Below are 9309 nucleotides of genomic sequence, written 5' to 3' on the forward strand. Positions count from 1 at the left end.
GTTCAAGGGCGGAGACTGGCGGGATCAATCATGTCTTATCAGACATTCCCCTCGTATGTCGTTGAGCTCATATGCCGTCGAGTCCGCATTCGGCCCAGATGACCTTCCCCTCCGGGAGGTAGCGCGTACCCCAGGTCTGTGACAGCTGCGCGACGAGGAACAGGCCACGTCCGCCCTCGTCGGTGCTGGCCGCCCGGCGCAGGTGCGGGGCCGTGTTGCTGGCGTCGGAGACCTCGCAGATCAGGGTGCGGTGGTGCAGCAGCCGCACCCGGATGGGCCCGGCACCATGGCGGATGGCGTTGGTGACCAGCTCGCTCAGGATGAGTTCCGCGGCGAACGCGGCCTCGTCGAGTCCCCAGTCGGCCAGTCGCCGGAGGGCGGACGCGCGGACCTCACCGACGAGCGCCGGGTCGGCGGGCAGGTCCCAGCTGGCGATCCGACGCGGGTCCAGGGCATGGGTGCGGGCGACGAGCAGGGCGATGTCGTCGCACGGGTGGGCGGGCGCGACGGTGTCCAGGATCGCCTGACAGGTCTCCTCGGGAGTGCGCTGCGCCTGGGCCAGGGCCCCGCGCAGTTCTTCGAGCACCACGTCGACGTCGCGGTGCCGGTCCTCGATGAGTCCGTCGGTGTAGAGGACGAGCTGGCTGTCCTCCGGGAGGTCGATCTCGACGGCGTCGAAGGGCAGCCCGCCGAGGCCGAGCGGGGGCCCGGCCGGCAGGTCGGGGTACGACACGGTGCCGTCGGGGCGGACCAGCGCGGGCGGGGGGTGGCCGGCGCGGGCCATGACGCACCGCTGCGAGGTCGGGTCGTAGATGACGTAGAGACAGGTCGCGCCGATGATGCCGGCGCCCTCGCCGTCGGGGTCCTCCCGGTCCAGGCGCCCCACGAGGTTGTCGAGGTGGATGAGGACCTCGTCCGGGGGGAAGTCGAGTTCGGCGAAGCTGCGGGCGGCGGTGCGCAGCCGGCCCATGGTGGCGGCGGAGAGCATGCCGTGGCCGACGACGTCGCCGACGATGAGGCCGACACGGGCACCGGAGAGAGGGATGACGTCGTACCAGTCCCCGCCCACGTCGGACTCGGCGGGCAGATAGCGATGGGCGACCTCGACGGCGTCCTGGTCGGGCAGACCGTGCGGGAGCAGTCTGCGCTGCAGGGCCAGGACCATCGCGCGTTCGTGCGTGTAGCGCCGGGCGTTGTCGATGGACAGGGCGGCGCGGGCGGCGAGTTCCTGGGCCAGCGAGCGGTCGTCGTCCCCGAAGGGAGCGGGATCCTGGGCGCGGTAGAAGCTGGCGACCCCCAGGACGACACCGCGGGCCAGCAGGGGGACCGCGATGAGGGAGTGGACGTGGGTCAGCAGTTGTTCGGTGTGCTCGGGGTCCTGGGCGAGCCAGCCCGCGGCCGTCTTCAGGTCCGGTTCCAGCACCGCCTGTCCGCCGATCAGACAGCGCAGCTGGGGCGCGGTCGGGCCGAAGTCGGGCCGCTTGCCGACCGGGGTGAAGGGCAGGTCCGCGCGGATGCCGTGGACCACCGTGCGGCGCAGGTCGCTGAGGGGGTCCGAGGACTCCTCGCCGCGCAGTACGGCTTCGGGCAGGTCGACGGTGACGAAGTCGGCCAGTCGCGGTACCGCCGTCTCCGCGAGTTCCCCGGCGGTACGGCGCACGTCCAGCCCGGTGCCTATCCGGGTGCTGGCCTCGGACAGCAACTCCAGGCGACGTCGCGCGGCGATGGCGTACGTCCCGACGTGCGGCTCCCCCACCAGCACGAGCCCTCTGGCCGAGGGCGGCGGTTCGCGGTGCTCGTCCGTCGCACCGCCGGCGCCGTCGGGCCCGACGCCCTCGCCGCCCGCGGCGACCTGCGCCGGCGCGGCTTGCGGAAGGTGACCGGACGGCAGGGTGAAGGAGAGTCGCGCGGGCCCTGAGACGGCGGAGACGACGGCAGGCACGCCGGCGAGGACCGGCAGTTCACCGACCGGGCGCGGGATGACGCCCAGGGGCTCTCCTGGTGGGAGGCCGGGGAGGACGGCCTCGATGGCGATGCCCTCCACCCCGGAGGCACTCGTCATCGGACGGCTCACGAGCGTGACCCGCCTCCCGTCGGGCAGGGGCACGTCGACGGCGGCCCGCTGCCCGCGGGAGATCAACTCCGCGGCCTTCTCCATGAGGATCGCCCGGTCGCGGGGGCGCAGCTCGAGGGCCAGTTCGTCGACCGCCACCCCGCGGTGGAGTCCGACGGCGACTTCGGCTCCGGCGGCCAGGTACGCCCGCAGCAGAGCGCGTTCGCGCGCGGAACTCTGCCCCAGCAGCCGCCGTTCCACGGCCTGGGCCGCCTTGCGTATCACGGCGCCCAGCGCCGGGGTGTCGACGCTGCGCGGATAGCCGAAGCACAGCACGCCCTCGATGCACCCGCTGAGCGGGTCGCGGACGGGCAGCGCGACGCAGGCGCTTCCCTGGGAGCGCTCCGCGAAGTGCTCGGCGCCGTAGACCCGGATGAGTTGCCGCTCCGCCAGGGCGAGACCGATGCCGTTGGTACCGGCGACCTGCTCGGCGAACACGAAGCCCGGCACCGTCTGGATCGCCGGAAGACTTCTGGCCATCGACTCCTTGCCGAACCGGCGCAGGAGGACCGTCCCGCTCGCGTCGGCGAGGGAGATGTTGATCTCGCTGCCGGAGAACCTGGACTGCAGCCGGTCGAGCACCGGCACGGCCGCGCGGACGATCCGGCCGTCCGGATCGAAGTCCGCCCGGAAGGGAAGGTCGCACTGGTCGGGCGAGAGGCCCAGGGACCGGCTGCGCTCCCACGAGTCCAGGATCGACGCTCGCACGCCCTCCTCGACCCGCTCGCCCTGCAGAAACCGCTCGCGCACACGGGCGGGCCCCGTGCCGCCTGTCGCACGCCCCGCCGCCCCCGCCCGTTCACTGCCGGACCGAACCACGCCTCGCCTCACTCGCGCCGCAATAATCATCCGCTTTCGGAAGAATCCAGATATTGACGAGGATACGGACATCACGGGCGCCAGTCACTGTTGGCGAGGTCCCTCACAGGCGGTGGCCGGACGGAGCCGGTCGTCACAGGACCGCGACGGGGGTGACGGGCGAGCCCGTTCCGCCCGGTATGTGCAGCGGGGTCACCACGAGCAGGAACTCGTGCCGCCCCGCCTCGGCGGTCGCGACGGAGAGAGCCTCCAGGTCGAGGTTGTCCAGCAGCGGCACGCCCATCGCGGCGACGGCCAGGGCGTGGACCGGCGAGTGCACTCCGTCCACGGGCGAGGGCCGTACGTCGCTGTCGCCGTCGCCTCCGAGCAGCGCGACACCCCGCTCGGCCAGCAGCGGTACGGCGTCCACATGGAAGCCCGCGCTCCCCGTGTCGGGGTCCCAGGCGCCGCGCTCCGTGCGACGGCGGACGTGTCCGGAGCGCAGGAGTACCGCGTCGCCCTCTCCGATCGTCACATCGAGCGCCTTCTCCGCAGCGACGACGTCCTCCGCGTGCACCGCCTGCCCCGGCTCCAGCCAGGGGATGCCCAGGACCGCGGGGAGGTCGAGGAGCACCCCCCTCGTCACGAGTGGCCCGAGCGCCGACACCGCGCCGAAGCGGGCGCCCGCGGCGTCGACGACCTCGCGCGCCGCCCGGCCGTCGTAGAGCTGCCCCCGGTAGGCGATGTGACACAGCGCGTCGAGATGGGTGACGGCCTTGCCGTGGTAGTCGACGGCGATGAAGTCCTTGTGGGTGGAGGGTTCCGGGCTCTCCACGTCACCGAGATCGGTCATGTGGTGCAGGGCGGGCTTGCGGTTGTCGGGGCCCGGCCGGGTGTTCCAGGGCAGCGCCATCGGGACGACCGTCCCGGACCGCACCGCGGCCGTGGCCCGCCGCACATGGTCCTCGGTCACCCGGTTCCAGGCGCCGCGGTCGGCCGGGGACCAGCGGCCCCACGTACGAACCGCCTCGAAGAGCGCGTCGAACTCCCGACGGGAGACGGCAGGCCCATTGCCGGTACCAGCAGGCCCATTGCCGGTACCGGAAGGCCCCTTGCCGGTGTCGGCAGGCCCAGGATTCGGGGTGTCGGCGGAGCTCGGGGTCATCCACTCACCGTTCCCGGCTTCGGAACGGCTCCGGCGGCAGGACGTCACCGGGCCGGACGGGGATCCACTACTCCAGCGTCGCACATTCCGGTCAGGCGGCTTCGTGCAGTGAGCCCGCGCTCCGCGCGAACCCTCAGCCGAGGAACGACAGGCGGACCTGACGGTCGGGGTTGTCCTTGTTCGTGTCGACCAGGCACACCGACTGCCAGGTCCCCAACTCCAGCCTGCCGCCCACGACCGGCAGGGTCGCGTGGGGCGGGACGAAGGCCGGGAGGACGTGGTCGCGGCCGTGGCCGGGGCTGCCGTGACGGTGCTGCCAGCGGTCGTCGGCGGGGAGGAGGGTGTGCAGGGCGGCGAGGAGGTCGTCGTCGCTGCCGGCGCCGGTCTCGATGACGGCGATACCGGCCGTGGCGTGCGGGACGAAGACGTTCAGCAGGCCGTCCCGGCCGGCGGCCGCGTCCCGGAGGAAGGACTCGCAGTCACGGGTGAGGTCGACGACCGTCTCCTGGGAGCCGGAGGCGATGTGCAGTACTCGGGTGGTGAACGCGTCTGCCATGCCCCTCATCCTGACCCGTACGCCGGATTCCACACGTGACCGACCACCCGGCCCCCGACAGGCGGCCTCCGGTCCACGGGACGTCCGTCGGCCCTCGCAGCTCAGCGCGGCTCTCGTCACTCAGCGCGGCTCTCGTAGCGCGCGGCGCGAGGCGGCCGGGGGAAGATCCATGACCTCGGCGGTGTTGGTAGAACCGTGAACAATATGCGTGAGGTCGAGGTGGTCGTCATAGGCGCCGGTCAGGCGGGTCTGGCCGGCGCCTATCACCTGCGGCGCACCGGTTTCGAGCCGGAGCGCGACTTCGTGGTGCTCGACCACTCCCCCGGCCCGGGCGGCGCCTGGCAGTTCCGGTGGCCCTCGCTGACGTACGGCAAGGTGCACGGCATGCACGCGCTGCCCGGCATGGAGCTGACGGACGCGGATCCGGGTCGGCCGTCGTCCGAGGTGATCGCCGAGTACTTCGACCGGTACGAGCGCGCCTTCGACCTGCGGGTACGGCGGCCCGTGGACGTGCGGGCCGTGCGCGAGGGGGACGGCGGGCGGCTGCTCGTCGAGACCGACGACGGTACGTGGGCGACGAGGGCCCTGATCAACGCCACCGGCACCTGGGACCGGCCGTTCTGGCCGCGCTACCCCGGCCAGGAGACCTTCCGGGGACGGCAGTTGCACACCGCGCGGTACCCGGGCCCGGAGGCGTTCGCGGGGCAGCGGGTGGTCGTGGTGGGCGGTGGCGCCTCGGGTACGCAGCATCTGCTGGAGCTCGCCCCGTACGCGGCCGCCACCACCTGGGTGACCCGGCGCCCACCCGTCTTCCGCGAGGGCCCCTTCGACGAGAACGCGGGGCGCGCCGCGGTCGCCCTCGTGGAGGAACGCGTCCGGCAGGGGCTGCCCCCGAAGAGCGTCGTCTCCGTGACGGGGCTGCCCCTGAACGACGCGATCCGGCAGGGGCTGGCGGACGGCGTGCTCGACCGGCTGCCCATGTTCGACCGGATCACCCCGGACGGTGTGGAGTGGCAGGACGGGCGGCACGTGGCCGCCGACGTCATTCTGTGGGCGACCGGCTTCCGGGCCGCCATCGACCATCTCGCACCGCTGCGGCTGCGCGAGCCGGGTGGCGGGATCCGGGTCGAAGGCACGCGCGCGGTCGCCGACCCCCGCGTCCACCTCGTCGGCTACGGCCCGTCCGCGAGCACCATCGGCGCCAACCGGGCGGGACGCGCGGCCGTGCGGGACATCAGGCGGCTGCTCGCCGAGCGTTCCGGGGAGCCGGTCGCCGCCTGACGCCCCCTCGGGTCACCGGGGCTTCGACGGGCTCTGCGAGGCCTGCTCGCTCCGCCGGTTCTTGTTGAACTCGGCGACGTTGCGCTGGTGTTCCTCGTAGTCCGCCGTGAAGCGCGTGTCGCCCGGCTTGACCGTCACGAAGTACAGCCAGTCGCCCGGGGCCGGGTTGATCGCGGCGCGCATCGCCTCCTCCCCCGGGTTGTCGATCGGCGTCGGGGGCAGGCCCATGCGCTGGTAGGAGTTGTAGGGGCTTTCGACGCGGGTGTCCGCCGGCGTCGTCTTCGCCGTGAACCGGTTCAGTCCGTAGTTGAGGGTGGAGTCCATCTGCAGCGGCATGCCGCGCTCCAGCCGGTTGAAGACGACCCGGGCCACCTTGCCCATGTCCGCCTTGGAGGCGGCCTCGGCCTGGACGATGCTGGCGATGGTCACCGCCTGGTAGACGTTCATCGCGTTGCGCTGGGCACCGGCGGCGATCGGCGCGCCGTTGAACTTCTTGTTCGCGGTGTCGACCATCCGGGCCAGCAGCACCTGGGGGGTCGGCTTCTTGCCCAGCGGATACGTCGCCGGGAACAGGTAGCCCTCCGGGTTGCCCTCGGCGTCGTTCGGCAGCTTCAGGTCGGCCGTCGGCAGTGCCTTCCTGGTGGTGCCGGCGGGCAGGGCGAGGACCTTGTCGACGGCCGCGTAGATCTGGCTCGCGCGCCAGCCCTCCTGGACGACCAGGGATGTCGGCTTCTTCTCCTCATGGCGGTCCACGCTCAGCAGCGGCACCGCCACGGCGGTGCCGGCCACGACGGCGCCGGTCGCGATGAGGGCGATACGGCCCCGGCGCGTCAGTCGAATCGTGCTCCGTGGCGGAGTGTTCATCTGCATGTGGGCACGGTAACCCGCATAACTTTACAAATCCGGCATAACTTGGCATACCGTCATCTTGTCGGCTCCAGTCGGGCGTCCCGCCGCACCAGGGCCGCGTACCGTCCGCCCCGCGCCAACAGCTCCTCATGCGTGCCCCGTTCGGCCACCCGGCCGGCGTCCAGGACCGCGATCTGGTCGGCACCCCGAACGGTGGACAGCCGGTGGGCGATGGTGAGCGTGGTGCGGTTGGCCGAGAGTGCGTCGATGGCCTGCTGCACGGCGTGTTCGGTGCGGTTGTCCAGGGCGCTGGTCGCCTCGTCGAGGATGAGCACCGGCGGATCGCGCAGGATGGTCCGGGCGATGGCCAGGCGCTGCTTCTCACCGCCGGAGAAACGGTGGCCGCGTTCGCCGACGATCGTGTCGTACCCGTCGGGCAGGGACGCGATGTGGTCGTGGATCTGGGCCGCCCGTGCCGCCGCGTACAGCTCCTCGTCGGTGGCGTCCGGCTTGGCGAAGCGCAGGTTCTCGGCGACCGAGGCGTGGAAGAGGTACGTCTCCTGCGAGACGACGCCGACCGCGCGCGCGAGGGTGTCGAAGTCGAGGTCGCGCACGTCGACGCCGTCGAGTGTGACCCGGCCGCCCGTCACGTCGTACAGCCGCGGCACCAGGTAGCCCAGCGTGGACTTGCCGGCGCCGGTCGGGCCGACGATCGCGAGGCTGCCGCCCGCCGGGACGGTGACGTCGATGCCGTCGAGGACCGGCCTGACCGTGTCGTCGTCGCGGTCGTAGCGGAACTCCACGTCCTCGAAGCGGACCTCGCCCTTGACCTGGTCGAGGTGGACCGGGTTCTCGCGCTCGGTGATGTCGACGGGGAGGTCGAGGTACTCGAAGATGCGCTGGAAGAGCGCGAGGGAGGTCTGGATCTGGACGCCGGTCGACAGGAGGCTGACCGCCGGGCGGAACAGGCCCTGCTGGAGCGAGACGAAGGCGACGATGGTGCCGAGGGAGACGTCGGGGCCGCCGAGCTGGAGGGCCATGCCCGCGGTCCAGTAGATGAAGGCCGGCATGGCGGACATGACGATCCCGATCACGGCCATGCGCCAGCGGCCGGCCATGTTCGACCGCACCTCGAGGTCGACCAGTCGCTCGGACTCGTCGGCGAACGAGCGGGTGAGGGAGTCGGCGCGACCCATGGTGCGGCCGAGCAGGATGCCACTGACCGACAGGGACTCGGTGACCGTGGCGGCCATCGCGGCCATCTGCTTCTGGCGCTGGGTGGTGATCTTCCGGCGTTCGTTGCCGACGCGGCGGCTGATCCACACGAAGACCGGCAGCAGGAGCAGTGAGACGACGGTCAACCGCCAGTCGAGGGCGATCATCGCGACGATCGTGGCGACGACGCTGGTGAAGTTGGAGACCAGGGAGGTGGCGGTGGAGGTCACGGTCGCCTGCATGCCGCCGATGTCGTTGGCGATGCGGGACTGGACCTCGCCGGTACGCGTGCGCGTGAAGAAGGCGAGCGACATGCGCTGGAGGCGGCCGTAGACCGCGGTGCGCAGGTCGTGCATGACGCGCTGGCCGACCGTCGTGGAGATCAGGGTCTGCAGGACGCCGAGGACGCCGGCGAGGACGGCGCTGAGGATCATGCCGAGGGCCAGCAGGCTCAGCAGGCCTGTACGCCCTTGGGGGATGGCGACGTCGAGGGTCTCCTTCAGCAGGAACGGCGTGGCGACCGAGACCAGCGAGGAGGCGGCGACGAGCAGACCGACGACCGCGAGACGGCCTCGGTAGGGGCGGAAGAGCTTCAGGATGCGGCGCACCTGCCGGGGTTTCTCCTCGGCGTCGGCGGGTGGGGTCCAGTGGGCTGGCTGGTCGGGGTGCATGGGCTCCTACGGGAGGTGAGTGAGCGGGACTGGTGGAGCGTAGCTCATTGTTACCTATACTCACAATGAACGGCATCCTGATATTGTTCCCGCATGACCACCCCTGATCCCGACGGCCTGCTCGCCGAGCAGCTGCTGAGGTTCACCCGCCGGGTGCACCGCATCCAGAAGCGCCATCTGGAGCTGTCGGACCTGGGCATCACACCGGCCCAGTCCCGCCTGTTGCGCACCCTGGCCCATTTCAGCGCGCCCCCGCGCATGGCGGATCTCGCCGAGCGTCTGGAGGTCGTGCCGCGTGCGGTGACCACGCTGGTCGACGGGCTGGAGGCGAGCGGCAAGGTGCGCCGGGCCCCGGATCCGGTCAACCGCCGGGTGATCCGGATCGAGCTGACGGACGAGGGACGCGAGGCGCTCCGCGAGTTGCGTCGCGCGCGCCAGTCGGCGGCGCGCGAGATCCTGGCTCCGCTGACCGACGTGGAGCGGACGGTGCTCGGGGAGTTGCTGGACACGCTGGTCGACGGAACTGCGGCTCAGCGGTGTTGAGCTGCCCCTGACCCGGTGCGCGTGACGGGCCGCGGGGGGGGGGGCCGGGGGGGGGGGGGCCCCCCCCCCCCCCCGGGGGGGGGGTTGGGCCCCCCCCCCCCCGGGGGGGGGTGTCAAA

General features: G+C 72.0%; 7 protein-coding genes. 2 read left to right on the forward strand and 5 right to left on the reverse strand.

All coding sequences use genetic code 11. The features are described 5' to 3' along the window. Positions 1–67: 67 nt before the first annotated feature. The 3 genes from ACPT94_RS09835 to ACPT94_RS09845 all read right to left on the reverse strand — a co-directional run bounded on the left by ACPT94_RS09835 (position 68) and on the right by ACPT94_RS09845 (position 4632). Positions 68–2932 (reverse strand): SpoIIE family protein phosphatase, encoded by a 2865-nt coding sequence (locus ACPT94_RS09835; protein ID WP_425245654.1) that lies wholly within the window; start codon positions 2930–2932, stop codon positions 68–70. A gap of 133 nt (positions 2933–3065) precedes the next feature. Continuing rightward, positions 3066–4076 (reverse strand): cyclase family protein, encoded by a 1011-nt coding sequence (locus ACPT94_RS09840; RefSeq protein ID WP_425245655.1) that lies wholly within the window; start codon positions 4074–4076, stop codon positions 3066–3068. 133 nt (positions 4077–4209) lie between these two features. After that, on the reverse strand, positions 4210–4632 hold the full coding sequence (locus tag ACPT94_RS09845; protein ID WP_360331462.1) for a YjbQ family protein: 423 nt from the start codon (positions 4630–4632) through the stop codon (positions 4210–4212). Positions 4633–4827: 195 nt separating this feature from the next. Between ACPT94_RS09845 and ACPT94_RS09850 the strand changes: the two genes are divergently transcribed. Further along, entirely contained in the window at positions 4828–5913 is a 1086-nt protein-coding gene (locus tag ACPT94_RS09850) for an NAD(P)-binding domain-containing protein (protein ID WP_425245656.1), read from the forward strand. 12 nt (positions 5914–5925) lie between these two features. Here ACPT94_RS09850 and mltG read toward each other — a convergent pair whose 3' ends face one another. After that, positions 5926–6783 carry an endolytic transglycosylase MltG gene (gene mltG / locus ACPT94_RS09855; protein WP_360331468.1) on the reverse strand — a complete coding sequence of 286 codons (858 nt, stop codon included), beginning with the start codon at positions 6781–6783 and terminating at the stop codon, positions 5926–5928. A gap of 53 nt (positions 6784–6836) precedes the next feature. After that, a complete protein-coding gene (locus ACPT94_RS09860) occupies positions 6837–8648 on the reverse strand; it encodes an ABC transporter ATP-binding protein (protein ID WP_425245657.1) in 1812 nt (603 codons plus the stop codon). Between the two features lie 93 nt (positions 8649–8741). Here ACPT94_RS09860 and ACPT94_RS09865 point away from each other — a divergent pair, with 93 nt between their 5' ends. After that, positions 8742–9191: a MarR family winged helix-turn-helix transcriptional regulator gene (locus ACPT94_RS09865; protein ID WP_360331474.1), complete on the forward strand. Its 450-nt coding sequence runs from the start codon at positions 8742–8744 to the stop codon at positions 9189–9191. Positions 9192–9309: the final 118 nt, after the last annotated feature.

It is taken from the genome of Streptomyces aurantiaciflavus, from assembly GCF_049808595.1.
GTDB lineage: Bacteria > Actinomycetota > Actinomycetes > Streptomycetales > Streptomycetaceae > Streptomyces.

Excerpts from the sequence above, each read along its gene's own strand:
- mltG (WP_360331468.1), bottom strand. The coding sequence starts at position 6,783 with ATGCAGATGAACACTCCGCCACGGAGCACGATTCGACTGACGCGCCGG.
- ACPT94_RS09840 (WP_425245655.1), bottom strand. The coding sequence starts at position 4,076 with ATGACCCCGAGCTCCGCCGACACCCCGAATCCTGGGCCTGCCGACACC.
- ACPT94_RS09845 (WP_360331462.1), bottom strand. The coding sequence starts at position 4,632 with ATGGCAGACGCGTTCACCACCCGAGTACTGCACATCGCCTCCGGCTCC.
- ACPT94_RS09865 (WP_360331474.1), top strand. The coding sequence starts at position 8,742 with ATGACCACCCCTGATCCCGACGGCCTGCTCGCCGAGCAGCTGCTGAGG.
- ACPT94_RS09860 (WP_425245657.1), bottom strand. The coding sequence starts at position 8,648 with ATGCACCCCGACCAGCCAGCCCACTGGACCCCACCCGCCGACGCCGAG.